The organism is Hippea maritima DSM 10411 (assembly GCF_000194135.1).
GTDB classification, from domain to species: domain Bacteria; phylum Campylobacterota_A; class Desulfurellia; order Desulfurellales; family Hippeaceae; genus Hippea; species Hippea maritima.
The window spans coordinates 303,932-329,778 of sequence record NC_015318.1; the positions used below are offsets into that span (position 1 = coordinate 303,932).

The following is a 25,847-nucleotide window of genomic DNA, read 5'->3' on the forward strand; positions in this document are numbered from 1 at the left end:
TATGAACCTTAGCTTGAAAGAAGGCGAGTTTTTGGTTAGGCTTGCGCGTGAGGCCATAGAATATTTTTTCAAGAATAAGGAAATTATGCCACTACCAGAGGAGTATCCCGAAATTTTCAACCAAAAAAGGGGTGTTTTTGTTACGCTCAATAGTTATCCTAATCAGCAGTTGCGCGGGTGTATAGGATATCCGCTTGCCTATGAACCTCTAATAAAGGGTGTAATTTCATCTGCCCTTAGTGCTGCTTTTGCTGATCCAAGATTTGAGCCGTTGAATACGGTTGAGCTGGATAAAGTTACCGTTGAGGTTACAGTGCTTTCGCCCATGATTCAGTTGGATGCTTCAAGGCCTTATACTGAACAAATAAAAGTTGGCAGAGATGGGCTTTATGTTGTATGCGGAGCTTCAAGCGGCCTTTTGTTGCCTCAAGTTCCAGTTGAGTGGGGATGGGATGAGGAGGCATTCTTGGCCAATGTCTGTCACAAAGCGGGTTTGCCTTATACATGCTATAAAGATTCATCTTGCACATTTTATCGTTTTACTGGTCAGATATTCGAAGAGGAGACCCCAAACGGAAGGGTAATTGAGAAAAAAATTGAGGAGGTTTTGTAATGGAAAACATTCTTAAGGTTTACAAAGAAAAGTTGGCTAATGAAATAGCTAAAAAAAAGGCCGAAGTAAAAACTGCTATTGATATCAATGCAGCACTGGATAAGGTTAGAGATGAGCTTTCAAATAGCGGAAGAAATCTTCTTTCTATGTTGTTTACGGAACTTAAAGGTTATATTGAAAAGAATAAACCTGAGTTTATCCAGAATAATAAAGACAAGTGGGAAAATATGCTTGAGAGGGCTAAGGCTTTGACTGAGTATGGTCTCTATGTGGCACCTGTGGATCTTTTAAAGGATAAAGAGAATTTAGCGCCTGTTTATGTTGGTGTAGGTGCTTTTGCTGCTACAACATTGACAAGTAAACTTTTGACAAAAAAATTTAGACCCATAACAGCTGCCTTAGCATCTGTAATAGGTGGTGCAGCTTATTATATTTTGTATGGCAAAGACGAAAGCAAAGAAAGAGAGTTGCTTTCTCAGTACATAGATGATGCCAACGATTGGATAAAGACAGCATTGGATAACATGTACAAGATTTTCAAGGATGCACTTGCATAAGCTAATAATCGTTCTGTTGATCTTTTTAATCGCGGGGTGTGAGGGGCAGAATGTCAAATATCCTGCCCCTTCTGCATCTTATCAAACTCCACAAAAGGCTTATGTTAAGCCCAAAATAAAAGACAGGCCTCATAAACTTAAAAAGGTAAAAAATTATGGTATATGTTATGCTGTTAAAGATATATCAATTGGAAGGTTGAATAGGGCTGAGATTAGATTAAAGTCTCTTGAAAACTCGAATCTTACAAACAAGGAATATGCTCAGGTCTATTCTCTTTTGTCTTTAGTCCGTTTCAGGAAGCATTTGGGTTATAAAGACTATGCCGAAATAGCATATGCTTACAATGAAAAGAATAAGCTTGCAAGATATATGCTAAAAAGAAAACCTTTGTTTGAGATGGCCCTAAAGATTGCAAAGGATTGGTGCAGATGATAACTAAAGACGTCATTCTTGATAAATTAAAAGAGATATATGAGCCGTGTGCTCCTATAATTGATATTGTCAGAATGGGTATGATCGAAGATATTGAGATAGAGGATAATAACGTTAAGGTTTTTTTGATTTTAACAACGCCCAACTGCCCTGCGAAATTTAAAATGATAAAGACTGTAGAAGGTAAATTGAGAGAAATGGACGGTATAGGTAATGTTGAGGTTATTGTGTTGGACAAAAAGTGGAGCCCAGATAAGCTAAGCGAGGAAGATAAGAGGCGCTTAGGCTTTATTTAATCTATCCTTGAAGTATAGATAAAATAAATATGTCATAGTTGTTGCTATGATAAGTCGTGTTATTAGTATGTAAAATCCGTTGCCGCCGATAACCACAAAGACGAGCGTATCTTCTATAACGGCATGGCACATGGATAGATAAACTGCACTTAAAAGTATATCTATCTTTGTTAGTTTTCCCTTATCACTCTGGGAAAGCAATATACCGGAGCCATAGGTAATTCCCAAAAATATACCAGTTAACATTGATATGCTTGCTTGCTTTGAGAACCCTAGAGGTTTTAGAAGTATATAGAGTGCATCAAGTATTTTGTTGAATATCTTGCTGTTTTCTAAAAATTCATAAGCTACCATAAGCGGAACTATTATAAGTATAAGTTTTACTGATAATTTGATACTACCGATAACGGCATGGCTTATAACATCAACCATATACAACCCTGAAAAAGGTGTTTAAAACAAGACCTGCTATTATTGAAACTATAACCCTGAGCGTTATTGTGAAAACAGCGTTTGTCCCTGTTTTGTGTAGTACTGCTCCCTCAATGACAAGATTATGGGATATTCCTGTCATAAGCCCTACTATTGTAACCTGTTGCCATGTTGGGTGCAAAGGTACAAGGGCTGCAATGGCTGCGTATAGGTTGACAAGATAGCCGCTTATTATGGCTACAGCCATTTTACCTGTTAGCCCTAATGGCTTCATTAAAGGTGCAAATGCTTTGCCCAATATGTTTGCTACTGGCGTATGGCTTAAAATATCCGTTGCTATGTAGAATGGGATTATTACTTTTATAAGCTTTAATGATACATTTAGTCCGTTTTTTATGCCGTTTTTTAAGTTATTCTGAATTGACATTTTTTTCTATATAAACAGACATAGATGGAAATGCAAATTCTATGCCCAAATCCTCCATTATTTCCATTATTTTTAGGTTTACATCTTCCCTTATAGATAGATAATCACCCCAGATAGCCGTTGTGGTGAAGCAGTAAATGAAAATATTTAACGAGCTATCAGCAAACTCAGTGAAATAAACCATGAGCGTAGCCTCTTTTGATATGTAGGGGTGATTTTCTAACATCTCCCTAATTTGATTTACAGCTTCTTTTACCTTTTCTTTTGGAGTTGAATATGTTATGCCAATCTTGTATGAGATACGCCTGATATTTCTGCGTGAGAAGTTTTCTATAGCTGTATTGGCTATAACTGAGTTTGGAAGTGATATCAACGATTTTTCAAATGTTCTAATACGGGTGCTTCTGAAACCTATATCCTCTATGATGCCCTCAACATCACCCACTTTCACCCAATCTCCGATCTTAAAAGGCCTATCAAGGATTATTGTTAACCCTCCGAACATGTTGGCCAGTGTGTCCTTAGCAGCCAAAGCTACGGCCAAGCCTCCTATACCTAATCCTGTGATGATTGCCCCAATGTTATATCCCCATTCTTGTACTATTAGTATAAATGCCACAACTATGACAGATACCTTTATAAATCTATTAAAGAAAGGAACAAAGCTTAAGCCGATCTCGTAATTTTTTTTCCTAAAAAAGCTCTCCATACTTTTTGACAGTATATTCTCAGCTCTATAAACTGCCCAGGAGATGAATAATATGACAAATGAGATGAGTATTTTTGTTGCGATAAGGTTGTAGTATACTCCAAGGTTTAGAATAAGAAAGGCTATATAGAAACAGAAAACAGTTAAAAGGGATAAGGTAGGTGATTCGATTATTGTTATAATTTCATCGTCTATATTTGTTTTCGTCCTTTTTGCTATGCGTTTTAGGCTTGAAAAGAGTATTTTCGCCGCTATTTTCTTAAACAATAGTAGTATAAATAAAACAAATAAAGCAGCAAGGAGATTTTTTAATTGAATGCTCATGAATGTTTTGTTTAAAAGGTCATTAAACTTTTCCCATCCATTCATATCCAGCTTTTTATTATTATTTTAACGATTAGTCAAGCTTTGTTATCGCAGATAGTCAAACAGGCTTTGAGATGTGAGTTTTGAACCAACCTCTAATGTTGCCTGCATTACTATTTGATTACGTTTGAATTCCGAGAATACATCGGCTACGTTGGCATCTTCAAGCTTTGATATAGTTTTTGTATTGGATAGTTTTATGTAGGATATTCTCTCGTTTGCAAGTTTAAATCTGTTTACCCTTGCACCAACGATTGAGCGTGAGGAGAGCACCTGATCCAATGAGTCTTTTACCTTACCTAAAGCCTGCTCGACCATATTTGTAAGTTTAAATGAGAAAGTATCGCCATTTTGCAGTATTAAAGGGACTCCAGATGGTGCTGGTGGTAGAAGATTTATTTTTACGCCTGCCACCCCGTTTACCTCACCTTCAAAATTACCACCCATTTGTGCATCTTTTGTTTGTATTACTATGTCTTTTAGGTTGTTTATCAGGTTTGTTGCTACATCAGAAGCAGAACTAAAACCTGTAGATTCTCTTGAAAATATGATTGTTCCGTCTATCTGGCTTAAATCTTCTGTTTTTGAAAAATCTATCTTTTTATCTGGGTCTGATGGCACCTTCGTTTGTATGTAATATGTAAAATTGCTGCTTGAGATCTTTTTAACCTTTAAACCTACAACGGCAACAGTTTTTCCTTCTTCATCTGTTATCTGGAACATGCCTATAGTTTTTGATTGACCATCACTTAAACTAGATGCTATATCCTCTATCTGATTTTCGCTGATGGCTTGGTAATTTGTTGTGGATGTATTTGCAACCTTTGCTACTTTAACCGTCCATGTGTCATTTTTATCACCCAAATATTTTCCACTCATGACGGGTGTAAATGTGGAAATATCTTGCCAACTCGAAGGTTTTCCTATTTGATTCTTTGAATATGGATTTTTCAATGCATAACTTGCATCATCCAATGTTCTAAATGTGTCTACACCCCTGCCTAATGTTTTTATATCAAAAACACCGAAAATATTTGCTTTATCGCTTCCTGAGCTATCTTGAAGGTTAAAAGATATATTAAATTTGCTATCCGATGGTCTTTTATCTATTAATTCAATCCTTCCGTCTTCAACCTTGGCCTCTATATCTTTAAATCCTCCACTTCCACCTTTGGATGTCTCTGTAAAACTGCTAAATATGGGTATTTTGGATGTGGATGTATATGCGTATACTTTCAGACTGCTATCTCCCGGGGTGTTGTCTTCTATTTCTATTCTGCCGTGGTTTATTGAAACTGATGCATTGAAATTTGAGGTTATAATAGATGCTATACTGGCCATGGTTGTTGTACTTGTTAATGATACAGTGGTTGATACTAAGGTTCCGTTATGATTAAAGCCTTTCAAAGTTAAGGTTGAGCCTATAGCGTTTTGTATATTGGTGTCGTTTATGCTTGCAAGCTGCGTTGAGCCTGTTATTGAATCACCGTTGAGAGTATTGAACGGCTTGTTCGTTTTTAAAACCTCTGTTGAATCAAGCCCTTGTATGAAACTTAAAAGTCCCTTTATATCCGATGAACTTGCAATGGAATATGTGCCTTTAACCAAATTTCCGTTGTGATCCGTGCCTTCTATGTTTATTACATCACCTACCTGAAGTTTATATCCAGAACCTGACGATGCCTGTTGTATAGCCTCCGCAAGCTCTGGGGATAGATCCAGATTTATGAGTTTAGAGGATTCTGTCATGGGGTCTTGGGTAGATGCATCTATTAGTTGGTTATCGTTTTCCAGTGTTTGATTTGTTGGTTTGTAGATGTCTTTGGCGGTGATGTTTATGGGACTTGTTAGTTTGTCTGAGTATTCTATGTTTCTTTTGCCATCATCACCTTTGTAAATGTTTACCCCACCGCTTTTATAGTTTAAACTTAATGATGCACTTATGGAGCTCAGGTCTGTATTAGCAGAATTTAACTCTATCTTTATCTTCAATCCTCTTCCTGTATTTATCCACTCACCGTTTTTTATTTTATCCTCTATAGCTGGGTCTTTCAGGTCTAAGTAATTGGAGAGCTTATTGCCTCCTACGTCTGATTCATCTGATGAATCATCATCTATAGAGATTATGTTTGATGCAGATGAATCATCATCTTTGTATAAAGAGAGTTTTCCTGATTCTATCTTTATCTGGTAGTTTCCACTATCTAACTGGTTAATATCTGAAAAATTTTCATCGGCTGCAATTTTAATATCTTTTATAGTTGTATCTTTTGTTATGTTTATAGTTGTTGCTTCATTTTGTATGGTTTGAATAGGCTTTGTATCTGTTTTTGTACCTGAAAATAGGTATTTTCCCTGGAATATGGTGTTTGCAGAGTCTATTAGTTCATCTTTTATTGAGTCTAAGTTTTCAGCTATCGCTGTCCTGCTTGCTAAGTCGTTGTTTAGGCTATTTGCGCCATCGACAAGTAGAGTTCCGGCTTTATGTAGTAAATCATCTGCATTTGATAGAGCTGTATCTTCTGCGTCAAGATAGGCGTTTGCCGAATTTATATTTGTTACATATTGATCAAATCTCATATTTATATCTTTTAAAGATAAAACCTTAGAGAGCGATATGGGGTCGCTTGCTAAATCCAGAAGGCGTTTGCCACTTGCCATTTTTTCGTTGTTTATATAAGTTTTTTCATTTATTTTGTTTATGTTGTATAGGAAGTTATTGAATAATATATTATCGGTAATCCTCATATTTTACCTCACCATATTTATGAGGGTTTGGGTCATATCGTCCACTACAGATATGAATTTTGCATTAGCCTGGTATGCCCTCTGGAATTTTATTAAATTAGCAGCTTCCTCATCCAAAGACACACCTTCTAAAGATTGTTGGGTTGTCTTTAATTGTTGGTAGACGGCCTCTTTGGCTTTGTAAATCTCATCAAATCTCTGTTTCGTTGAGCCTATACTACCTAAAAATGCGTTGTAGTATTCATCTATGGTTTGTGTATTGTTTACCATAACCTTGTTTAGCTGAACTTGGGCTATAGTCTGCGCATTTGAACTATCGCCCGGGTTTAACGTCTTTCCTGCTGCTATTTTGCTGGGGTCGTTTTGAACAATTCTGTTTACATCTATGTCCGATGAGTTGTGACCGGTAAAGAAGGTGTTTATACCGGTAGCTGCAAGAAGGTTTGACGAATCGTAGGTGAATGCAAATTTATAGTTACCTATTGCCTTTATTTGAACCTTTCCTGCAGGCGATATGCTCATTTGGGCATATCCTTGCATTATGTTGTTAAAGCGTTCTATTAAAGAATGTTCATCTGATGGGTCTTGTGCTTGCAAATGGTCATCTTCGTTTACTGGTATTGTAAATACACCAACCTCATTGTTGTTCTCGTCAATAACCTTAAGCTTAAATGAGCCTGTTTTTACGGCAATATCCAGCCCCGTGGCATTGGGTATGCTCAATGCTGCATTGGGGTCTGCAGCGTATATGCCTTCAATTTGTGAGTAGGGCGTTAATCCTGCACCACTTGAATGTATTTTGTTGATCTCCTGTATAAGTGTCTTTGCTATCTCATCAATGTTGTTTTTGTACTCAGATATGATTTTATCCCGCAGATTAAGTATTGCACCTAAAGATCCGTTTTTTATCCTTGATGTTATATCAACCTTTGCATTAGAAGGCTCAACAAAATACACTCTATAGTATTCAGAACCATTGAGCTTCTCTGCTGTTAATTCGTTGTAATCTTTTCCTGAAACCAAAGGCATACCACCAAGTAGCACGGTCATTTCTGGCTTTGTCTGGTTGTTATATGATCCCTCCAATATCGTCACATCGGCAATGCTTGAGAGCTTTTCTAAAAGCACACTTCTTTGGTCTCTTAAGGTATTTGCATGGTCTTTATCTCCAAGTTCAGCCTTTTTTATTTCATAGTTGAGTTGTGCTATTCTTTTGGAAAGTGAGTTTATCTCTGTTACTGTTGAGCTTACCTGGTCGTCTAAGTTTGTTTTAATTTGATTTAGTGATGCGTTTGCATCCTTTATGGCTTTTGATAGTGTTAAGCCCTTTTCTATAACCTGCTGCCTGGCTGTCTCTAAGTCTGGATTAAGACTCAAAGCATGCCACGCGTTAAAAAATTGATCCATTGCTCCTTTTAATCCAACTCCGTTTTCTTCATTAAATATACTTTGAATTTCATCCATGGATGAGTTGAGTTTGTTGTAATAGCTCATTTCTTGGTTTGATGCTCTTACCCTTCTGTCTATAAGCTCATCTCTTGTGCTTATTATTTGGTCTATTTTTGCACCTGTTCCAAAGACGCCGGCATAAGAATACATGGGCATGGAGGGGAGAATGTCAACCCTTTCACGCGAGTAGCCCGGGGTGTTTACATTTGCAACGTTGTTTCCCGTTGTATTTATGGCCGCTTTATTTACAAATATGCCACTTACGCCAATATTAAGCGCATCAAAAATTGTAGGCATCTACACCCTCAAGTTCATTAATTGTGTGTTTATGTTTTTCTGAGCTTGTTTGTTGTAATTTTCACCGCTCAAAAGTCCACCGTAGAGGTTTAGGAGGCTTCCAAAGAAGCTTAAGTGTTCGGTTGCTATCATCCTATTTATTTCACTTTTTATTTTAAACTCCTTGAGCTTTTCTTGTAGCTTTCCATTTAATACCCTAAGGTCATCTACATCTATGTCTCTGCTTGCAAAGAATAAGAATTCGTTGATTGTTTCAAAACCAAATTTATCTAAAAACTCCTTGAGCTTTTTTTGTGTTTTGGCTATTTCATTGAAAAATACCTGTTTTTTACTTGTTATATCTTCAAGCCCGTCGGCATCTATATTTACAAGACATTTTCTCTCCTCTTGAACTATTTTAAGTAGCTCATCGTAAAAATCTATGAATTTATTGAGGATGTCTTTTAAATAGTTTATGTTATTCACCCTTCCACTCCTTAACAATGGAGTTTGCTATGGCTTCTATATTGGGTTTGTATGAACCATTTTCTAATTTAGCTTTTACCTCTTCAAGTCTTTGGGCTTTAGATTCTTCATCACCTTTTAACTGGGCAAGTAGCTTTGCTTGGGGTGATATTTCAACCTTATCTATGTCCTCGTTTTTAGATGTTTTTGGCGTATCCTGTGTTTGAGTGCTTGCCTTTTCGCTTTTATTGGTTTTGTTTTGTTGCTTGACGTATTTATCAACTATCCCGTTTAGGTAGGTATCAATTTTCATGCTCCACCTCCATGCCTTTTCTTACCTACGAAATCGGCCGTTTTCCGCAAAACTTTAGTATTTTTCGTCTGCATAGGCAAGCACCTTTTTGATATAGTTTTGGGTTTCTTTAAATGGAGGTATGCCACCGTACTTTTTAACATTACCCGGTCCTGCATTGTAGGCAGCCAAAGCTTTTTTGTAGTCTTTGAACTCTTTTATGAGTTTTGATATGTATCGGGCACCGCCCAATATATTTTCCCTGATGTCCCAGATATTTTTGACTCCCATTTCTATAGCTGTCTGCGGCATAAGCTGCATAAGCCCTATAGCTCCGGCTTTTGATACGGCAGAAGGATTAAATCCGGATTCGGCTTTTATTATGCCGTATAGTAACTTTTTAGGTACATGAAATCTCTTTGAGGCATCGTTTATTGCCTTTTGTATTATCTCTGCCTTTTCGTCTATTTTTATAAACTTATCTTTATTTAGTGGTTTAAATTCAATTTGTGTTTTTAAATTTATTGGTTTGTTTTCCGTTTTTTCTATATGGGTTTTGTAGTTTACATAATCCTTTAGTATATCAAATAGAGTTTTTGCTATTCCGAAGGGTGAGTTTTGAGACATCTTCTGACTCAGTGCATTGATATACATAGATTTGTATATAGAGTTTGCAGCATCGTTTTTTACTATTGGGTCTTCTGGAACTGTTTTTTCCATAGCCGAAAGTAGTTTTGATATAAACAATGACTCAAACTGCCTGCAAGCCTCTTTGAGTTTGTATATGTTTCCTATATCAATTGTTTTGCTCTTTAATGCATCTAAGCTACCTATCTGCATCATTACATCATCTCCAATTTAGCATTTAAAGCGCCTGCTGCTTTTATGGCTTGGAAGATGGCCATCATATCGCGAGGTGTTGCACCTGCTTTGTTTAATGCTTGAATAAGTTCAGAAACCGTGGCGCCCTTAGAAAAAGTTAAAAATTTACCTTTACCTTCGTTTACCGATACCTGTTTATTTGTGACTGTAGTTGTTTTGCCCTTGGCCAATGGATTAGGTTGGCTTACCTCTTTCGTGCTTGTTACGGTTATGGTTAGATTACCATGAGATATGCTTATTGGCTCTATCGTTACGTCTCCACCTACCACCACTGTGCCGGTTTTCTCATCTAATACCACTCTGGGTTCTGTTATCTGATCTACAGAAAGTTGATTTATTTGTGATATTAGTTCAACTACGGCGCCTCTGTAGAGGGGCGGAACTATAACCTTGATGCTTCCACCGTCTGAGGGAAAGGCCATCTGTCTGCGATAAAACTTGTTTATAGTGTTTGCTATTCTCGTTGCCATCTCAAAGCTTGGCTGATTTAAGGCCAAAATAAAACTCTGTTTTGAGTTTATATCCACATTAACTTGATTCTCTACTATTGCCCCATTCGGTATTCTACCAACGGTTGGATGATTTTTTCTAACCTTTGTTCCTCCACCCATTCCTGCGTTGTAGCCCCCTATGGAAATGGGGCCTTGGGCTACAGCATAAACATTACCATCTGGACCTTTTAGCGGAGTCATTATAAGTGTTCCGCCTTGAAGACTCTTTGCATCACCTATGGATGAAACAGTTACATCTATCCTTTCTCCCTGCTTTGCAAATGGAGGAAGTTGCGCTGTTACCATTACCGCGGCTATGTTTTTTGTTTGAAGACTTCCTATCTCTGACTGTGATAGCGTTACACCAAATCTCTTTAGTGCATTTACTATGGATTGTATAGTGAATTTTGAGCTTGTACCATCTCCTGTGCCTGCCAAACCAACTACAATTCCGTATCCCACAAGTTGATTGTACCTTACGCCTACAACGCTTGTTAAATCCCTTATTTTTACATCAAATGCAAATGTGTTTATAGATAAAAACAAGATAAATAAAACCGTTAAAACCTTTCTCATAATCTCACCCCATTAAAACGGCCTTAAGAGATTCCATAGTTTTGTTAGCCATCCTTCGTTTCTTGTTGAGCTTACTATACCCTTGCCGTTGTAAAATATTTTAGCATCTGAGATATAGTTAGAGTCTATTGTGTTGTCTGAAGTTATCTGGTATTCATCAATTATGCCAGTTAGTATTATTGTATTTTCATCGCCATTTGTATAGACCTGTTTTTCTCCTCTGATGAAAAGTTTGTGATTAGGTAGTACTTTAACAACCCTTGCGGTAATGGTTGCTGTTAGTTCATTGTTGACTTTATTTTCTCCACTGCCGTTAAAGGATGAGCTTGAGCTTGTATCCATCATATTGGATGCACCTGCTACAGCATTTAATCTTTGAAGTATTTTACCTTGCATGCCAAGTAGGGTTGATAAACCGCTTTGAGATGATGTTGCCCTGCTTGTTTTTGTAGAGGATGAATTTACACTTTGTGCTTGTTCTTTTACTATTATTGTTACTATATCGCCTACTTGCCTTGCTTTTATGTCTGAAAACATGTTGTCTGCTGTGTTATTCCATAATGAGCCTTCATTATGGGTTATATTTGGCTTTAGTGATGGCTGCTCTTTTACATATTCTGGCATTTCTGTGTACTTTCTTTCAACATTTGAGGTTGTGCATCCGCTCAATAGGACAACTACTGCGATGCCTGCAATTAACCTCTTCATTTGTTCCCTCCTGAACCCTTTCTGTGTGTTAATTTAGCAAAATCTATTCCTAAACGAGGTGTTTTAGGAGTTTCCCTGCTTCTTCTTTGGTGTTTATTGCTTTGGCTATCTGGAGTTTTTTTATTTCGAATAGGATGTGTTTTAGCTTGGATTTTTCTAATGAGGGGTAAAGTGTTAGTATTTCTTTTGCTTCTATAAGCGGTTTTGTTTTAAATTTCGGTTGTATATGCTTGTAAAAATAGTCTGCCATCTCTTGTAGAAACATTATATAAACATCCCTTTTTGATGCGCTTATTTTACCCTTTGCAAGTGTATCAGCTAAAGCAAAGAATAACAGGTCTATGCCGTATTCTTTGTATCTTAAGAAAAAATCAACCTTTTGAAGTTCTGTGAGCTCAGAATTACTCCAGGCTTGATATAGGTATGCTGGTTTTATGTGGTTTTTTATAAAAAAGCGGGTTAGTTTTATGATTTTTTTGCCGAATGAGTAAGCTTTTGCATATTTCTCAAATAACTCATAGCTTTGCTCCGCATGCAGAGGAAACTGGATTTTACCTTCAGGGGTTACGACCTTACAAAACGGCTTAGCTGCATCATGGAATAAAGCGGCAAGTTTTAGGGAGCAAAATAACCTTTCTTTCTCTGTTGTTAGATGAGGCAGGTATTTTTTATGGGCTTTACCAAGTATTCTTGCAAGCCTATTGTAAGCCCATTCTATATAGTTGTAAACGCTTAAGGAATGTGTTTTCACGTCAAATAGGTGGTAGTTGCTCTGAATGCAGCCGTTTGTGAATGATAGATCTTCGAACAGCGTGTCTATTATGCCGACTTTATCCATAATTAAAAGATAGGTGAAAGTTTCATTTAGGTTAAAGAACAGCTTTAACTCCTGTGTTATTCTCTCTTTAGAGACCCTATTTAAAAGCTCTACATGTTTTCTAAAAAGCAGGATTGTTCTGGGGTCTATATCGAATCTGAAAAGTGCAGCAAGCCTGAATCCTCTTAATATTCTCAGGGGGTCTTCTTTTATAGAATTTGGGCTGTTTGCCTTTATTATGCCCTTTCTTAGGTCTTCTTTTGCCCCTAACGGATCTATTAGGGTGTTTGAGTTTAGATCAAAAGCTATGGAGTTTATGGTAAAATCTCTAAATTTTAAATCTTCTTGTATATTTTTTCCTCTTGGTGCTGAAAAATCCAACGTTTTTATTTTACAAAAAACTCTGTAAGTTAAAAGTTTCTTGTTATATTTTACGGTTTTGCATCCAAACAGGTGAGCTACAGCTTTTGCCAGCCCCTCAATATCTCCAAAAACGACAAAATCGTAATCGTTCGTTTGCCGCTTAAGTAATGCATCTCTTATTGCTCCCCCGACTAAATATATTTCTGTATTGAGTTTCTTTGCTATGGCTGCAATCTCTGTTAGGTATATATCCTCTATTATATGTTTCATACTGCGATTATACACAAAAATATTAAAAAATAAATAATTTTTTAAGTTATTCTTTCTGTGAGAAACCCCTAATTAAATCTAGTGGTATGGGGAGTATTGTAGTTGTATTGTTTTTTGCTGATATTTCATTTAGGGTTTGTAGATAGCGCAGCTGTAATGCTTGCGGATATTCTGATATAATCTGAGCGGCTTCCCTGAGTTTTTTTGCTGCCTGATACTCACCTTCTGCTGAGATAACTTTGGCCCTTCTGTCTCTTTCTGCCTCAGCCTGTCTTGCCATAGCTCGCTGCATGTCTTGGGGTAGGTCTATCTGCTTTAGTTCAACCAATGTTACCTTAACCCCCCAGCTATCCGAATGTTTGTCTAAAATTTCTTGAATTTCCGTGTTTATCTTTTCTCTTTCAGATAAAAGTTTATCGAGTTCAGCCTGACCGCAAATGCTCCTTAGGGTAGTTTGGGATAGCTGCTCAATGGCATAGAAATAGTTGTTTACCTGAATAACGCTTTTCACTGGATCTACAACTTTAAAGTAAACAACGGCACTGATTTTTATTGTTACATTGTCTTTGGTTATAACATCTTGAGGTTGAATCTCCACGGTCATGAGTCTAAGATTTACCTTTGTCATGGAATCTATTATAGGCCATAAGAAGAATATACCTGGACCTTTTGCTCCAATAACTCTTCCTAATCTAAATATTACAGCCCTTTCGTATTCTTTTATGACTCTAATAGATGTAAGTAATACGGCTACCACTATTGCTACTAAGACAAAGAAAAACATTACTAACTCCTTTTTACTGTTAATTTTAAAGAATTTTGAAATACTACCTTAATTTTTTCACCTTTTTTTATGTGTTGATTTGATGTTGCACGCCATATTTCGCCATTGATTTCTATTTGACCTTCATTGTGGGGGGTTATTTCTTTTATGCAGAGCCCCTCTTTGCCTATCATAGCGTTTTCACCTATTATGGGTTTCTTTTTATATGCCTTATATGCCAGAATAACAGCAATTATGCTTATCGTGGATAGAACTATAAATGATGGTATTGTTATATCCAAAAATAGCTTTGGAATTTGCACATCCATTATAAAAAGTAGGATCATGCTAAATATGAATGCGGTTATTCCACTAAATGCAAAAATACCTCCACTGTTGATTATGAGTTCTATTATTACAAGCACAAAAGAAAATACTATAAGGAATTCAATAAATAGACGCATCAATTTAAATCTATATAATTTATCTTGAAAATGCAATATTTTATGTTTTAATAGAGGGGCTATGGTTAAGGTTAGGGTAGAAGGAACGGATAGGTTTGAACTGTTTGAGACACCTATAAGTGTCGGGAAAATTTTAAAGAAACTCGATTTTTTGCCTTTTGAGGTACTTGTCATCAATAAAAATAGACTGCTTACAAGGGATATTGTTTTAAGAGATGACGAAGAGATTATATTAAGGGTGGTGTATTCCAAAGGATGAAGTGTATAAGATGCAAGAAAGAGGCTGAGGTTGAACTAAAAAGCCATAATGCTGCTTTTTGTAGGGATTGCTTTTTGCTTTTTTTCTATAACCAACTCAATAAAGCTGTAAAGCAATTTAAGATGTTTGATAAAGAAGATAAGATTCTTATTGCCGTATCGGGCGGAAAAGACAGTATGTCTCTATGGTCGGCTTTGCTTGAGCTTGGCTATAATACTACAGCTTTGTTTGTTGATTTAGGGATAGGGGGGTTTAGTGAGCTTGCAAGGAGTAAAGTTGAGGCTTTTTCTGATAGGTTTGATGCCCCTCTTAGGGTGGTTGAGCTAAAAAAAGAGGGTATTCCTATACCAGAAGTGGTTAAAAAAATAAAAAGGCCTGCATGTGCTGTTTGTGGCAGAATTAAGCGTTATTATTTTAATACCGAAGGCTTAAAAGGTGGGTTTGATGTGCTTGCTACCGGACATAACTTGGACGATGAAACATCAAGACTGTTTTCCAATGTTTTACATTGGAAAATGGAGTATTTAGAGGATCAATCCCCTGTATTGCCTTCTGAGGAAGGTTTATTAAAAAAAGTGAAGCCATTTTTTAGATTAACGGAGTTTGAAATAGCAGCTTATGCATTTTTTAAAAATATAGATTATTTGACCAGCGGCTGTCCCTTCAGCAAGGGTGCAACATTTTCTACATACAAAAGGCATTTAAATAGGATAGAGTATGATTCACCTGCAACAAAAATTGACTTTTATCAAGGGTTTTTGAAAAATTTAAGACCACTCTTAAACAAGAAAAACAAAGAGGAGCTCACTCGTTGCAGGGTTTGTGGGTATCCTACATTTGGTGAGGTTTGTTTTGTTTGTAGACTTAAGGGTCTGGCTTAGTGTTTTACTATAGGGTTTTATTTCCTTTGGCTATAGATAGAGGTTTTGTGTACAAAAGCGATAGGCATATAGAGTTAGGCAGCAGGGTTTTGGTTGATTTTAAAGGTAGGCAAAGAATTGGAATTGTTTGGTCAGATAGCGAAAAACCAGACTACAATGCAAAACCTATATTGGATGTACCAGACGACAAGCCTGTAATAACTAAAGAACTTTTAAATACGCTCAAGTTTTTTTCATTCTATTTTTTAAGCAAAGAGGGGCTATTTCTAAAAAGTGCCCTTCCTAAAAAGCTTTTTGGAGTCAAAAACGGCATAGATTTAGAAGTAGAAAACTCTAACCCTGTTTTTAACAAGCGGCCTTTTGAGTTATCCAAAGAGCAAAAAAACATAATTCAGAGCATAAAACTAAACGAATTTTCGGTAAACCTCATATTTGGAGTTACTGGAAGTGGGAAGACGGAAGTTTATTTAAGCTTAATTGAGGAGGTTTTAAAAAACGGCAAAAAATCCGTTGTACTTGTGCCTGAAATTGCCTTAACCCCTCAATATATAGAGGTCTTTTCCTTTAGGTTTTCTCATGAGTTTTTAAGTATAATTCACTCAAGGCTTACGCCAAAACAGAAATTCGACAATTGGCTTGCTTTCAATAAAGGTTTAAAACCTATTTTGATAGGTACTCGTTCTGCAATCTTTTCGAATTTTACAGATGTTGGTTTGGTTGTGGTGGATGAAGAAAATGATGAGTCGTATAAACAGGATAGCCAGCCGCTTTATAATGCCAAGGATATAGCAATATACAGGGCAAAACAGATAGGAATACCGGTGATTTTGAGCTCTGCCACTCCTTTGCTTGAGGACTACTACAAGGCCAAGACAGGTAAGTTTAGGCTATTTGAGATGAAAAAACGAGTAGGAAAAACAAAACTTCCCGATGTTGAGTTTGTAAGACTTGAATCGGGTGAAATATTTGCTCAAGATACACTTGATGCTATTGAGAACACCCTTAAAAACAACAAGACGGTTGCGGTTCTTATAAATAGAAGAGGCTTTTCTAACTACCTGGTCTGCGGTGATTGCGGCTATGTTTTCTTATGTCCCAATTGTAGCGTATCTTTAAAATTTCACAAAAGTGAGAATACACTCAAATGCCATTGGTGTGACAGCTCTTTTGAAGTATTTGATAAATGTCCCAAATGCGGATCCCCAAATGTTCTTCAGAGGGGCGTAGGTTCTCAAATGGTGGAGGAGGTTCTAAGTTTAAAATTCCCAGATTCTAAAATTGAAAGGTTTGATAGGGATTCAACCTCAAGAAAGGGCGCATTTGAGAGGATAGTGAATGATTTAAGGGCTGGCAAGATAGATATACTTATAGGCACGCAGATGTTGTCTAAGGGGCATGATATATCACAGATAGGGCTTGTCGTTGTAGTTGATTTTGAGTCTCTTTTTGTGATGCCTGATTTTAGGGCTGAAGAGAGAGCAGTTTCTCTGATTATGCAAACGGCAGGGAGAAGCGGAAGAAAGGAGCCGGGAAGGGTTATCATTCAACTTTCTTCTGAAGATAATCCGTTTGTTGAGTTTATAAAAAGACACGATTTTAAAGGTTTTGCAGAAGAAGAATTGAAACTTAGAGAGGCATTGAGTTATCCACCATTTAAAAGGATTATAAGGGTTATCTCTGAATCTACAAGTAAGGAAAAGTCATATGAGCTTATAAATTTCGCCAAAGATAAATTAAGCAAAAGACTTAATCTATTAGGCCCATCAAAATGTCCTATATTTAAATTGAGAAACAAATATAGATATCATATAATTATAAAAAGTTTATCTATTGTAAACGATATATCTTTCATAAAGGAGCAGCTTTATTCAAAAGAGGGTCTCTATTTTGATGTTGACCCTATTAGCTTTTTTTAATATAATTAAATAAGATAAAGAAAAGAAAGCGGGGTGATTTGATTGCCAGGCGTTATTGTTAGAGAAGATGAGAACTTCGAGGAAGCTTTAAAGAGATTCAAGAAACAGTGTGAAAGGGCTGGTATACTCTCAGAGATTAAAAAGAGGGAGAGATACGAAAAGCCCAGTGAGAGAAGAAAGAAGAAAGCTTTGGCCGCAAGGAAAAAGCTCCTTAAACGCCTCAAAATGATGAAAAGGAGGTAGCAAGCGCTACCTCTTCTTTTTTATTCTTCATGAATCACTACTTATTCAAATACGCCATAGAGTTATCCAAGAAGATATTCATAAATAAAAGGCTAAAACAGATAGATTTCCACCCTTTAGGTATTTTTAGCATATCTTTTTTTGATGAGAAACATAGGCTTTTCTTTAGCCTATTGCCTCAAAATAGTTTTTTAATGCCATTTGATAGAGTTTTAGGAGAAACTGTAAAGGATGAACTGAACTTCTTTGTATCTTTAAGGAAGAGACTCAAGGGTTTAAAGCTTGTGAATATTGAGCAGAACTATTCAGAGAGGGTTGCTTATTTTATTTTTGAGGACAAAAGGGGGTTAATGGTTTCTAAGTTTAAGCTTGTCTTTGAAATTATGGGGCGAAACAGTAATTTAGTTTTACTTAATGGAAATGATATGGTATTACAGGCATACAAGTATTTGGATAACTCCCGACAATTACTTTCAAAAAAGCCTTATTCTCCGCCGGTTTCAGATATGCCAGATGTTTTGAGGGATGATATAAAAAAGCTCTTGCTTAGATTTAAACACTCTGAGGATATACTTGGATTTCCTCTGAATTTAAGAAGAATGATAAAGAATGATAATGAGTTTTTAGCTTTTATAAGAACTGTTAGGGAAGCATTTGATAAAGGTGAGTTTGAGCTTTATCTGTATCCAAAAAATGAGGTTTACCCTTTTTATTTGCCATACGCTATAAGAAAGCTGGATGTTAGCTTTCTGTATGAGCTTTTTGTTATTAGACCTCAAAGGATACGATTTGAGAACTTAAAATCAAACTTAAAAAAGGTATTTACAAGAAGGTTGGGTTCGTTAAACAGAAGACTTAAGAAGGTTGAAGATGAGCTAAAGAGGGCGGAGAATTACGAGAAGTATAGAATTTATGCTGAAAACCTGTTTGCAAAACCAAATTTGGATGTAGGGTATAGGAACTTTATTGAGCTTGAGGATTTATATACAAAAAAACCTTTAAAGATTCCGCTAAACCCCAATCTAAATCTATTTGATAATGCCCAGAATTACTACAAAAAATATAAAAAAGCGAAACATAGTGTTTCCATAGTTAAAGATAGGCTTAAAGAAACCCTTATGGAGATAGATTTTTTAAATCAGCTCATCTTTGATTTAGAAAACGCTACCACAATGGATGATTTTGAGGATGTGAAAGAGATAGCATCAAAGGAGGGTGTAGTAAAGCTCTACACTAAAGGCAGGAAAAAAACAAAAAAGGATTATTTGCCCTATGAGCATATAAATATTGATGGTTATGATGTGTATATAGGCAAGAACGCCAGAGGCAATGATATTGTTAGCCTGAAGCTTGCCTCCAAAGATGATTTGTGGTTTCATGCAAAGAACATAGCTTCGGCGCATTTAATATTAAAGACGCCGTCAAAGTTGCAAGATATAGACGATGATGTTAAAATGAAAATTGCACGGATTGTTGCTTGTAGGAGTAAAGCGAAAAAATCAGAGATGGTGGATGTAGATTATACACTTGCAAAATACGTGAGAAAGCCTAAGCATGCAAAAATGGGAATGGTAATTTATACAAATTTCAAAACAATAAGGGTAAAGAAGGATGAATGTAGTTGATATAGCATTAGGTCTTTTTATACTTGTCTTGGCTGTTAGAGGTCTTATAAGAGGGCTTATAAAAGAGGTTTTTGGTTTAGCAGCTCTGTTTGGCGGTGTTTTTGGTGCTCATGTGTTCGGTAGAGGTTTTGGCAGCTATATAGTTCATACAATTTCGGTATCACCCGTTGTTGCCTACGGCTTTGCATTTTTCTCTGTTTTTTTATTTATTTATCTAATTTTGATATTCTTGGGCTATATACTTTCTTCTATGGCAAAGAAGATAGAGCTTGGTGGTCTTGATATGTTTTTTGGTTTTGTATTTGGTGCGTTTAAAGGATTGCTTATAATAGCAGTTGTTGCATTTGTTTTAGATACCTTTCCTTCTTTTAGGGAATTATCAATACAAATGAAGAGGGGTTCGTATATTTATGCATTTGTTGATAAGAGGTTGGATAATATTGAGATGGTTAGACTCATAAATAGACTTAAAAATCAGAAAATTATCAAGAAGTCAGGGGGCTAAAAATGAGAAAGGGTAGGGTTTTAGCATTCTTACTCCTAATTATAGCTATTGTTTATGGTATATATCAATATACGCCTTTGATTAGAGGAAATGGGATATCCATTGTAGTTGATAGCCCGAAAGCCTATTATTCACCCAATAAAGAGATATCAATACATGTAAATGACAGATACGCCGGTATAAAATCTATAAAAGTTAAAATAATCTCTTTGAATACAGATGTTGTGCTTTTTGAGAAGAGGTTTTCAGATCCTTTTGTTAGGAGTTTTAACCTAAATTTTAAAGCTAACAAAGTTGTTCCAGAAGGGAAGGCTACATTCGTTGTAGAGATTGAAGATTACAGTAAGTCTAACTATTTAAATGGATTTACAAAGCGTATTTCTTTTCCTGTTGTGGTTGATTCAACGCCGCCTAAAGTAATACTCTTAAGCGGCACTGGCAGGATAAGTGTAGGTGGAACGGCTTTGGCTGTTTTCTATGTGAATGATGTAAATCTGTCGAATATATATCTTGGTGTTAGGCACGATGGTGTATTGGATAAATTCAAAGCCTACAGAGCCGATAAAGTATTCTCAAATCCCCATGTATATATGAGTTTTTTTACCTACAGACTTTCAAAGGTTAAGGATTATTCAACGGATATATACGCTACAGATAAGGCGGGCAATATATCAGTTGTGCATATACCAGTATATTACAATTCAAAGCCCATAAGAAAAAGCAAGATTAAAATAACAGATGGCTTTATAAAAACAAAAGTTTGGACTATACTCCAGAGGGAGGGCTTATCCAAAAAAGAAACGTTGCTTGGAGATTTCCTATTAGTTAACGATGTTGTTAGAGCTAAGAACGCAGCAAAAATAAAACAGATTTGCTCTTCTTCTCAATCCAAATTTCTATGGAAGGGTAGGTTTGAGCAGCTTAAAGATTCGAAGGTCACTGCTACATTTAACGATAAAAGGCTCTATTATTACAATGGTAAACTTGTAGATGTTAAATATCATAAAGGATACGATTTAGCAAGCATAAGGAATGCAAGGGTTAACGCAGCCAATTCCGGCAGGGTTGTGTTTGAAGGGTATTTAGGTGTCTATGGTAACGCCATGCTTATAGATCACGGTTTTGGTGTATTTAGCCTATATGGGCATTTGCAAACATTCCTTGTTAAAGAGGGTTCTTATGTGAGGAAAGGGCAATATGTGGCTATTACAGATACTACTGGTTTGGCGGGTGGAGATCATCTTCATTTTGATATAGTTGTAGATGGCTACTACGTTAATCCTATTGAGTGGTGGGATAGGAATTGGATAAAAACCCACATTTATAAAGTTATAGATGAATCCAGAACACGCCTGTCTTTAATAAATCAATAGTAACGACGTGTTCAAGAGGGTAGATCCTACCAAAGAACCGCTTCTTAGAAGTATAGTTTTTCTATCTATACCTATGATGTTGGAGATGGCGGCTCAGAATCTCTTCAATCTTGTAGATACTTATTTTGTTTCAAGGATTTCATATTTGGCTATAGGAGCCTTGGTTAGCTCAAGTATAATTATGATGGTTTTATATTCAATTTCTATAGGTATATCTACAGCTTGCGGCATATTTGTGTCCTATTTTTGGGGGGCGAAAAAATTTAGTAGGGCTTATTTTTTTTATTCTAACACATTTAGTTTTATTGTTGCTCTGTCTATTATTTTGATAGCTATTTTTTATGCTTTTTTAAGTAGGATTATTTCTTTGGTTGGGCTTGAAGGCATGGTATATTCTTATGCCTATCAATATTTGTCCATAGCTGTTCTGGGTCTTGGGTTTAATTTTTTGTTTAGTTTGAATAACTCTTCATTGCGCTCTATTTCTATGCCCTCTTTGGCTTTAACAGTAATGGTTCTGGCTAATAGTTTGAATGCTGCTTTGGATCCGCTTTTTATTTTTTATCTCAAAATGGGTATAAAGGGTGCCGCTCTTTCTACTGTTGTTTCAATTTTTATTGGGTTAATTTTTCAATATTATCTACTTTTTTCTAAAGGGTTTTATATAGCGTTTAGAATTAGATTAAGGGTTATAAAAAAAATTATAAAAAAAGGTGTTTATGCTAGTTTGCATCTATTTTTCAGAATAATAAGCATGCTTGTCTTGATAAAAATAATAGGCTCAATATCCCAGATTGCAATATCCGGTTATTCTGTTGTTATAAGGGTTTATCAGGTTTTACTATTTCTGGTTTTTGGGTTAGCAAATGCATCCTTTGTGGTTGTTGGACAGAATTTTGGCGCAAAAAATATAGAAAGAATCAAAAAGGCTCCTTGGTATGCAATAACATTTGCCCTTGTGTTTGTAGGGATTTTAAACGTTGTTCTTTATTTGAATGGGGATTTTTTGCTGTCTTTGTTTGTTAAAGATTCAACGGTTTTTGCCATTTGTAAAGATGTTTTGTTTTTTTATTTTATAAGTTATCCGTTTGTTATAGCTTCAACTATAGCATCTCGTTCTTCCATGGCATTGCACGATACAAAAAGGCCGAGTATGGTAAATTTATTCAATTTATGGTTTTTCCTTATTCCGCTTGCTTATGTTTTGTCTAGATTTTATTCTGTACATGGGATATGGATGGCTATTGCTATATCAAATTTCACAGCTTTTGTTGCAAATACAATTTTGCTAAAGTTAAATATAAAAAGGGCAATCTATGAGATTTCTAAGAGCTAAATATTTATTTGACGGGCTTAACCTTAAAGAAAATTTTGCAGTTGTTGTGAATGGTAGTAGTGTGGTGGATGTGGGTGCATATGATGAACTTAGAAAGTCTTACATTGAGCTTGAGGTTAATGACTTAGGTGAGGGTGTTTTGTTTTGCGGATTTGTTAATGCCCATACCCATCTTGAACTTTCTTACCTAAAAGGCAAAACAGAAGCTTTTGGCGGTTTTGTTAAATGGCTTGCTTCTGTGATGTCGAATAAATCCAGATATGAAGAGTATGTAGTTTTAGAAAATATGGATAAATCGATTGATGAACTAATAGAAAATGGTGTAGCCATTGTGGGGGATATATCGAATACTCTTATTAGCATTGATAGACTTAGCAAAAAGCTGCCACTCTCTGTTGTGTTTTACGAGAACTATTCATTGAATTTAGAAAGAGCCTTTTCTGCAATAGATAAATTAGAAAAAGAAGGCGAGATGCTTAGCAGAATGCCTATAAGAATTCAACTAACACCCCATGCTGTCTATTCATCTCATCCCATTTTAATGAGATATCTTTGTTCCAAAACCGATTTTATGAGTTTGCATTTTTTAGAGAGCAAATATGAAAAGGAGTTTATTTCAGGCAAAGGTGAATTGTATATATTTCTCAAAGAGTTGGGCCTTTTAGATTACAGTTTTGAATATAAAAACATTTGGGATTATCTTAAAAAGCTTGGGTGTTTGAAACCTAAAGGCTTGTTTGTTCATTGCACAGAGGCAGAATATGAAGACTTGGAGATGATAAGAAGCATAGATGGTAGTGTTGTTCTATGTCCAAGGAGCAACTGGTATATTTCAAGAAAACTACCTGATGTATATAAAATAGAAAAAAGCGGACTAAATATAGCTATAGGCACCGATAGTTTGGCAAGTAATTGGGATTTAAATATTTTAAACGAGATGGCTTTTTTGAAAGATCATTTTCCCGATATAAAAAGTGAAAGCATATTTAGATGGGCTACAAGCGGTGGTGCTAAAGCTTTAAGGGTTAAATTAGGTTTTTTTAAAGGGTTTTATGCTAAACCTTATTTTATTGCTGCCAACTCATCCAATCCTCTTGATGAGATATTGCAAAAGAGGGGCTATTTGCCCCTTCCTTATTAACGTTTGAGATTGAGTAATTCCTGTATCATTTGATCTGATGTTGTAATGCTACGTGAATTAGCCTGAAATGCCCTTTCGTAGATTATCATGTTGGTAAACTCCTCGGCCAAATCAACATTGCTCATCTCTAAGTGACTTGGTGCGAATGTTCCCCTACCGCCCGTACCTGCTGTTCCGATTAATGGAGCGCCAGAGTTTGCCGTCTCTGAATACATGGAGCCCCCTTCTTTCATAAGTCCTTCATTGTTTGCGAATTTTGCCATGGCTATTTGTGCAAGTGGATAGCTTTTGCCGTTTGAAAATATACCCACTACCACGCCGTCTTGGTTTATCATTATTCTTTGTAAACTACCGCCGGGATAACCATCCTGTGTTTGTGCTGTTGTTTGACTTGGTAGAGAGAATTGGGTTAAACCATCAAATGAATCTATATCCCCGAAATCTAAGTTTATAACCTGAGATGCCGTTCCGTTTCTCCAATCCACAGTTATGGCCAACGGGCTTGATAGATATACGAGCTTACCTGTTTGGTCGAATTGTATCTCTCCGTTATCATTTGACACCTCACCTGGCTCGGGAACTGAGGCTTGCCATGACCATGTTGTGTAATTTGTTATAGGATCGAATGACTTTTTCCTGAATGTAAATGTAACCGTATGCTTGTTTCCCAATGAATCGTATACATCTATGGATGTTACATGAACTGCAGCCTCAAATGGCTGTGATGTAACCTCAGAGCCATTTCCAACCAACCCAGACAAAGTTCCCATTATTGTAGCAAATTTTAGATTATTTGAGTAAACGGCTCCGATTACATGGTCATCTGTACTGTTATTTTTTATGACTATCTCTCCCGATGTTGGATCTATAGTAACCCAATCGCTGGAGGTAGATGAAGTTGCCCAGGCCTCACCGTTTCCTCCATTAACAATATCGTTGTTTATTTCTGCCCTTAGATCTTCTATAGTATGAAAATCATTGTTTGCAGTTCCTGTATCGGATTGAACATATCGATATGCATCATAATTTGCACCACCATCAAAGCTCATTGCAAGAACATCCCCTTTTGCTGAGAGAAAAGGCAGTGTTGTTCGTGTTTTTCCAGCCTCTATTGTGGCGCTTCTGCCCTCGCCACCCTCTAAATTTATAAGCCCATGCTTTAGATAGCTATTTAGGTCGTTTGTTGTGGCAATATTTGCAACGGTTATATCAGATGATGCTAAGTTTTTCATTTGAATTTCACCATCTGGGGTTATTGTAAAACTTGCTACCCTTGTTCCAATTGCTGCACTTACAGCATTACCCAAAGCCGAAGCAAGACTTCCCAAGGTATTGAAGTCCGATGGATAGCTAACAGTGGCAGTTGCTGTTGTGCCTCCATATGTTATATCTAAAGATATTGTTGCACCACTTGATAGCTGAATTTGATTGCCATTAATGTCATATAAACTACTAAAGGAGGTGCTGTTGTTTGCAAATGTTGCTATTGTTTTTCCAAGATTTATAGCCTCACCATTTACATCGAAGAGAACGGACATATCGTCTGGTTCAACAGTATTGTTATTTTCATCAACGGTTCCATGTGCTGGTGCCATTTCCTCTATTGTATCACCTCCATTTAGATTAGCTTTTATGGAGATATTTTTCGTTATTCCAGCAGGAACGGTTTTATCTTGGGGCACCACTATATTTTCTATGCTTGCAGCTGTGTTTATTTTGTGGGTTTCTTCGTTTGCAAGCCATCCCTGCACTATAAAGCCTTCGGGGTTGACTAAGTTTCCATCGGCATCAAATGAAAAATCGCCGGCTCTTGTATACCTATAGGTTTTTCCTCCATCATCGCTTACAACGAAGAATCCATCTCCCTGTATTGCAAGATCTGTAATTTTACTTGTAGCCTGAAGGCTTCCCTGGGAGAATATATTATCCACAACAGCCACAGTAGTGCCCAGACCTATCTGCGCTGCATTCTTTCCTCCTATGTTGCCTTCAGGTCCCGTTGCTGCACTCATAGTCTGGCTTAATACATCTACAAAATTTATTCTTCCTTTTTTAAAGCCTATTGTGTTAACATTTGCAACGTTGTTTCCTACAACGTCCATTCCTTGCTGTTCTGATTTTAATCCAGAAACGCCACTCCATAGCGATCTTAACATGGTTTTTTACCTCCT

At 36.4% G+C, this 25,847-nt stretch carries 27 protein-coding genes; 13 read left to right on the forward strand and 14 right to left on the reverse strand.

Annotated elements, in window-relative coordinates; translation table 11 throughout:
• Position 1 precedes the first annotated feature (1 nt).
• From HIPMA_RS01565 to HIPMA_RS01580, 4 genes are read left to right on the forward strand one after another with little or no spacing between them, the layout of a single operon-like run.
• Positions 2-613, forward strand: coding sequence for a TIGR00296 family protein (locus HIPMA_RS01565; RefSeq protein ID WP_013681323.1), 612 nt, complete (start codon positions 2-4; stop codon positions 611-613).
• Positions 613-1,170 (forward strand): hypothetical protein, encoded by a 558-nt coding sequence (locus HIPMA_RS01570; RefSeq protein ID WP_013681324.1) that lies wholly within the window; start codon positions 613-615, stop codon positions 1,168-1,170. Before HIPMA_RS01565 ends, HIPMA_RS01570 begins: the two co-directional genes overlap by 1 nt.
• A 16-nt stretch (positions 1,171-1,186) precedes the next feature.
• Positions 1,187-1,603, forward strand: coding sequence for a hypothetical protein (locus tag HIPMA_RS01575; RefSeq protein WP_148226548.1), 417 nt, complete (start codon positions 1,187-1,189; stop codon positions 1,601-1,603).
• Positions 1,600-1,899 carry a metal-sulfur cluster assembly factor gene (locus tag HIPMA_RS01580; protein ID WP_013681326.1) on the forward strand — a complete coding sequence of 100 codons (300 nt, stop codon included), beginning with the start codon at positions 1,600-1,602 and terminating at the stop codon, positions 1,897-1,899. Before HIPMA_RS01575 ends, HIPMA_RS01580 begins: the two co-directional genes overlap by 4 nt.
• On the opposite strand, the gene HIPMA_RS01585 is transcribed toward HIPMA_RS01580, so the two are convergent.
• From HIPMA_RS01585 to HIPMA_RS01645, 13 genes are read right to left on the reverse strand one after another with little or no spacing between them, the layout of a single operon-like run.
• Entirely contained in the window at positions 1,885-2,331 is a 447-nt protein-coding gene (locus tag HIPMA_RS01585) for a nucleoside recognition domain-containing protein (RefSeq protein WP_013681327.1), read from the reverse strand. The genes HIPMA_RS01580 and HIPMA_RS01585 overlap by 15 nt on opposite strands.
• Entirely contained in the window at positions 2,324-2,758 is a 435-nt protein-coding gene (locus tag HIPMA_RS01590; RefSeq protein WP_013681328.1) for a nucleoside recognition domain-containing protein, read from the reverse strand. The genes HIPMA_RS01585 and HIPMA_RS01590 overlap by 8 nt, the downstream gene beginning before the upstream one ends.
• Positions 2,742-3,836, reverse strand: coding sequence for a mechanosensitive ion channel family protein (locus HIPMA_RS01595; RefSeq protein WP_013681329.1), 1,095 nt, complete (start codon positions 3,834-3,836; stop codon positions 2,742-2,744). Before HIPMA_RS01595 ends, HIPMA_RS01590 begins: the two co-directional genes overlap by 17 nt.
• Positions 3,837-3,878: 42 nt before the next feature.
• Positions 3,879-6,581, reverse strand: coding sequence for a flagellin (locus HIPMA_RS01600; protein WP_013681330.1), 2,703 nt, complete (start codon positions 6,579-6,581; stop codon positions 3,879-3,881).
• Positions 6,582-6,584: 3 nt separating this feature from the next.
• Positions 6,585-8,327, reverse strand: coding sequence for a flagellar hook-associated protein FlgK (gene flgK / locus HIPMA_RS01605; protein ID WP_013681331.1), 1,743 nt, complete (start codon positions 8,325-8,327; stop codon positions 6,585-6,587).
• Positions 8,328-8,792, reverse strand: coding sequence for a flagellar protein FlgN (locus HIPMA_RS01610; protein WP_013681332.1), 465 nt, complete (start codon positions 8,790-8,792; stop codon positions 8,328-8,330).
• Complete coding sequence (flgM, locus tag HIPMA_RS01615; protein WP_013681333.1) at positions 8,785-9,084, reverse strand: flagellar biosynthesis anti-sigma factor FlgM; 300 nt, start codon at positions 9,082-9,084, stop codon at positions 8,785-8,787. The genes HIPMA_RS01610 and flgM overlap by 8 nt, the downstream gene beginning before the upstream one ends.
• 54 nt (positions 9,085-9,138) lie before the next feature.
• Positions 9,139-9,906, reverse strand: a complete 768-nt coding sequence (locus HIPMA_RS08995) for a lytic transglycosylase domain-containing protein (protein WP_013681334.1) — start codon at positions 9,904-9,906, stop codon at positions 9,139-9,141.
• Entirely contained in the window at positions 9,906-11,012 is a 1,107-nt protein-coding gene (locus tag HIPMA_RS01625; protein WP_013681335.1) for a flagellar basal body P-ring protein FlgI, read from the reverse strand. Before HIPMA_RS01625 ends, HIPMA_RS08995 begins: the two co-directional genes overlap by 1 nt.
• Before the next feature lie 12 nt (positions 11,013-11,024).
• Entirely contained in the window at positions 11,025-11,720 is a 696-nt protein-coding gene (locus tag HIPMA_RS01630) for a flagellar basal body L-ring protein FlgH (protein WP_013681336.1), read from the reverse strand.
• 49 nt (positions 11,721-11,769) lie between these two features.
• The gene (locus tag HIPMA_RS09000; protein WP_013681337.1) at positions 11,770-13,170 is read right to left on the reverse strand and encodes a tRNA nucleotidyltransferase/poly(A) polymerase-related protein; all 1,401 of its coding nucleotides are present in this window, start codon (positions 13,168-13,170) and stop codon (positions 11,770-11,772) included.
• A 46-nt stretch (positions 13,171-13,216) separates the two neighbouring features.
• Positions 13,217-13,954, reverse strand: coding sequence for a slipin family protein (locus HIPMA_RS01640; RefSeq protein ID WP_013681338.1), 738 nt, complete (start codon positions 13,952-13,954; stop codon positions 13,217-13,219).
• 2 nt (positions 13,955-13,956) lie between these two features.
• The gene (locus HIPMA_RS01645; protein WP_013681339.1) at positions 13,957-14,397 is read right to left on the reverse strand and encodes an NfeD family protein; all 441 of its coding nucleotides are present in this window, start codon (positions 14,395-14,397) and stop codon (positions 13,957-13,959) included.
• Positions 14,398-14,458: 61 nt separating this feature from the next.
• Here HIPMA_RS01645 and HIPMA_RS09525 point away from each other — a divergent pair, with 61 nt between their 5' ends.
• The 9 genes from HIPMA_RS09525 to HIPMA_RS01690 are packed head-to-tail and all read left to right on the forward strand — an operon-like array spanning position 14,459 to position 23,676.
• A complete protein-coding gene (locus tag HIPMA_RS09525) occupies positions 14,459-14,656 on the forward strand; it encodes a hypothetical protein (RefSeq protein WP_013681340.1) in 198 nt (65 codons plus the stop codon).
• Complete coding sequence (locus tag HIPMA_RS01655) at positions 14,653-15,537, forward strand: PP-loop family protein (protein ID WP_013681341.1); 885 nt, start codon at positions 14,653-14,655, stop codon at positions 15,535-15,537. Before HIPMA_RS09525 ends, HIPMA_RS01655 begins: the two co-directional genes overlap by 4 nt.
• Positions 15,537-17,453: a replication restart helicase PriA gene (priA, locus tag HIPMA_RS01660; protein ID WP_013681342.1), complete on the forward strand. Its 1,917-nt coding sequence runs from the start codon at positions 15,537-15,539 to the stop codon at positions 17,451-17,453. Before HIPMA_RS01655 ends, priA begins: the two co-directional genes overlap by 1 nt.
• 42 nt (positions 17,454-17,495) lie before the next feature.
• The gene (gene rpsU / locus HIPMA_RS01665) at positions 17,496-17,696 is read left to right on the forward strand and encodes a 30S ribosomal protein S21 (RefSeq protein WP_013681343.1); all 201 of its coding nucleotides are present in this window, start codon (positions 17,496-17,498) and stop codon (positions 17,694-17,696) included.
• A gap of 29 nt (positions 17,697-17,725) precedes the next feature.
• On the forward strand, positions 17,726-19,321 hold the full coding sequence (locus HIPMA_RS01670) for an Rqc2 family fibronectin-binding protein (protein ID WP_013681344.1): 1,596 nt from the start codon (positions 17,726-17,728) through the stop codon (positions 19,319-19,321).
• The gene (locus HIPMA_RS01675; RefSeq protein WP_013681345.1) at positions 19,308-19,826 is read left to right on the forward strand and encodes a CvpA family protein; all 519 of its coding nucleotides are present in this window, start codon (positions 19,308-19,310) and stop codon (positions 19,824-19,826) included. Before HIPMA_RS01670 ends, HIPMA_RS01675 begins: the two co-directional genes overlap by 14 nt.
• Before the next feature lie 2 nt (positions 19,827-19,828).
• Entirely contained in the window at positions 19,829-21,199 is a 1,371-nt protein-coding gene (locus HIPMA_RS01680; protein WP_013681346.1) for a M23 family metallopeptidase, read from the forward strand.
• A gap of 7 nt (positions 21,200-21,206) precedes the next feature.
• Positions 21,207-22,535, forward strand: coding sequence for an MATE family efflux transporter (locus HIPMA_RS01685; protein WP_013681347.1), 1,329 nt, complete (start codon positions 21,207-21,209; stop codon positions 22,533-22,535).
• Positions 22,516-23,676 (forward strand): amidohydrolase family protein, encoded by a 1,161-nt coding sequence (locus HIPMA_RS01690; protein ID WP_013681348.1) that lies wholly within the window; start codon positions 22,516-22,518, stop codon positions 23,674-23,676. Before HIPMA_RS01685 ends, HIPMA_RS01690 begins: the two co-directional genes overlap by 20 nt.
• Here the strand turns inward: HIPMA_RS01690 and flgE are convergent.
• A complete protein-coding gene (flgE, locus tag HIPMA_RS01695) occupies positions 23,673-25,832 on the reverse strand; it encodes a flagellar hook protein FlgE (protein ID WP_013681349.1) in 2,160 nt (719 codons plus the stop codon). The genes HIPMA_RS01690 and flgE overlap by 4 nt on opposite strands.
• Positions 25,833-25,847 lie beyond the last annotated feature (15 nt).

What these genes read in the sequence shown, in the direction of transcription:
- HIPMA_RS01595 (WP_013681329.1), bottom strand. Translation starts at nt 3,836, where the DNA reads ATGAATGGATGGGAAAAGTTTAATGACCTTTTAAACAAAACATTCATG.
- flgK (WP_013681331.1), bottom strand. Translation starts at nt 8,327, where the DNA reads ATGCCTACAATTTTTGATGCGCTTAATATTGGCGTAAGTGGCATATTT.
- HIPMA_RS01625 (WP_013681335.1), bottom strand. Translation starts at nt 11,012, where the DNA reads ATGAGAAAGGTTTTAACGGTTTTATTTATCTTGTTTTTATCTATAAAC.
- HIPMA_RS01590 (WP_013681328.1), bottom strand. Translation starts at nt 2,758, where the DNA reads ATGTCAATTCAGAATAACTTAAAAAACGGCATAAAAAACGGACTAAAT.
- HIPMA_RS01675 (WP_013681345.1), top strand. Translation starts at nt 19,308, where the DNA reads ATGAATGTAGTTGATATAGCATTAGGTCTTTTTATACTTGTCTTGGCT.
- HIPMA_RS01670 (WP_013681344.1), top strand. Translation starts at nt 17,726, where the DNA reads ATGAATCACTACTTATTCAAATACGCCATAGAGTTATCCAAGAAGATA.
- HIPMA_RS01655 (WP_013681341.1), top strand. Translation starts at nt 14,653, where the DNA reads ATGAAGTGTATAAGATGCAAGAAAGAGGCTGAGGTTGAACTAAAAAGC.
- HIPMA_RS01630 (WP_013681336.1), bottom strand. Translation starts at nt 11,720, where the DNA reads ATGAAGAGGTTAATTGCAGGCATCGCAGTAGTTGTCCTATTGAGCGGA.
- HIPMA_RS08995 (WP_013681334.1), bottom strand. Translation starts at nt 9,906, where the DNA reads ATGATGCAGATAGGTAGCTTAGATGCATTAAAGAGCAAAACAATTGAT.
- HIPMA_RS01570 (WP_013681324.1), top strand. Translation starts at nt 613, where the DNA reads ATGGAAAACATTCTTAAGGTTTACAAAGAAAAGTTGGCTAATGAAATA.
- HIPMA_RS01640 (WP_013681338.1), bottom strand. Translation starts at nt 13,954, where the DNA reads ATGTTTTTCTTTGTCTTAGTAGCAATAGTGGTAGCCGTATTACTTACA.
- HIPMA_RS01690 (WP_013681348.1), top strand. Translation starts at nt 22,516, where the DNA reads ATGAGATTTCTAAGAGCTAAATATTTATTTGACGGGCTTAACCTTAAA.
- flgE (WP_013681349.1), bottom strand. Translation starts at nt 25,832, where the DNA reads ATGTTAAGATCGCTATGGAGTGGCGTTTCTGGATTAAAATCAGAACAG.
- HIPMA_RS01580 (WP_013681326.1), top strand. Translation starts at nt 1,600, where the DNA reads ATGATAACTAAAGACGTCATTCTTGATAAATTAAAAGAGATATATGAG.
- HIPMA_RS01585 (WP_013681327.1), bottom strand. Translation starts at nt 2,331, where the DNA reads ATGGTTGATGTTATAAGCCATGCCGTTATCGGTAGTATCAAATTATCA.
- HIPMA_RS01600 (WP_013681330.1), bottom strand. Translation starts at nt 6,581, where the DNA reads ATGAGGATTACCGATAATATATTATTCAATAACTTCCTATACAACATA.
- HIPMA_RS01645 (WP_013681339.1), bottom strand. Translation starts at nt 14,397, where the DNA reads ATGCGTCTATTTATTGAATTCCTTATAGTATTTTCTTTTGTGCTTGTA.
- HIPMA_RS09525 (WP_013681340.1), top strand. Translation starts at nt 14,459, where the DNA reads ATGGTTAAGGTTAGGGTAGAAGGAACGGATAGGTTTGAACTGTTTGAG.
- HIPMA_RS09000 (WP_013681337.1), bottom strand. Translation starts at nt 13,170, where the DNA reads ATGAAACATATAATAGAGGATATATACCTAACAGAGATTGCAGCCATA.
- flgM (WP_013681333.1), bottom strand. Translation starts at nt 9,084, where the DNA reads ATGAAAATTGATACCTACCTAAACGGGATAGTTGATAAATACGTCAAG.
- HIPMA_RS01565 (WP_013681323.1), top strand. Translation starts at nt 2, where the DNA reads ATGAACCTTAGCTTGAAAGAAGGCGAGTTTTTGGTTAGGCTTGCGCGT.
- HIPMA_RS01680 (WP_013681346.1), top strand. Translation starts at nt 19,829, where the DNA reads ATGAGAAAGGGTAGGGTTTTAGCATTCTTACTCCTAATTATAGCTATT.